This is a genomic window from Burkholderia sp. Se-20378, from assembly GCF_017104665.1.
GTDB lineage: Bacteria > Pseudomonadota > Gammaproteobacteria > Burkholderiales > Burkholderiaceae > Burkholderia > Burkholderia lata.
Genome location: NZ_JAAGPG010001125.1, coordinates 1 through 1130, shown reverse-complemented (window position 1 = coordinate 1130; position 1130 = coordinate 1). Strand labels below are relative to the sequence as shown.

Below are 1130 nucleotides of genomic sequence, written 5' to 3'. Positions count from 1 at the left end.
TCTTCCGATCTCGCGCGACGATCGCCCGGCGGCGCTGGATCGCGTAGCCGGCGAGCAGCGCGGCGATCAGGAACGCGCCGGTGACGAACACGAAGGCCGTCTGCTGCTGGCGCCGCGCGCCCGCGATGTCGAGCAGCACCATCAGCGAATCGCCGGCCTGCGGCGCGGGGCGCGACATCACGAGATAGCGCGTGGTGCGGCCGCTGTGGCGCGTATCGGGAAAGGTGCCGAACCATGCGGCTGCGCTGCGGTCGCCGATGTGGCGGTACGGCAGCGCGTCGACCGTGCGGCCTGCGTATTGCCGCGACGCCTGGATGTCGTGCTGCTGCTGCGCGGTGATCGGGCGCAGCGCGGTGAATTTCCACGCGGGTTCGGTCGAGATCACGACCACGCCGTTGCTGTCGACGACCATTGCGGCGACGCCCGGCGCACGCCACGCTGATTCGAGCGGATCGACGCTGATCTTCACGGCGGCCACGCCGATCGGCACGCCGTCGTCGCGCACCGCGCTGGCGAAGTAGACGCCCGGCACGCCGGTGTTGGTGCCGATGCCGAAGAAGCGGCCGCTGCCGCGCGCGAGCGCGTCCTTGAAGTACGGCCGGTACGACACGTTGGTGCCGACGAAGCTGAGCGTCTCGTTCCAGTTGCTGGCGGCGATCACGTCGCCCTGCAGGTCGATCACGTCGACCGCGCCGCTGCCCGCGTCGCGGTTCACGGCTTCAAGATAGGTGTTGACCGTGTGCACGAGCTCGGGGGCATCGTGCGGCGCGGCTTTCAGCATCGTGCGCACGCCGTCCTGCCGCGCGACCAGGCCGGGCAGGATCTCGAAGCGGCCGAGCTCGCTTTTCAGGCTCGACGCATACAGGTCGAGCCGGTGCGCGCCGGTTTCCTCGAGCGCGTCGATCGCGCGTTCCCACGCGAAGTCGACGGCCGCGGCCGCGACGCACACATACAGCACGCCGGCCGATGCCCAGCCCCACCACGGGATTCCCTTGAAGCCTTTTTGCACGTTCGCCCTCATCGAAGCCCGCAACCGTCCGCCCGGCGTGACGCCCGAAACGACGCCCTGAACGACGCGCGCCGCGCGCCGGCAAAGCCGGCGGCGGCGCGTGCGAAGCGGCCTGCGCGAA

Annotated in this window: 1 protein-coding gene; it reads right to left on the bottom strand. The window is 70.5% G+C overall.

Annotated features, from left to right (window positions below):
• The coding region (locus G3N93_RS40530) for a cache domain-containing protein (RefSeq protein WP_277396620.1) at positions 1-1021 on the bottom strand (1021 nt) is incomplete at its 3' end.
• Positions 1022-1130: the final 109 nt, after the last annotated feature.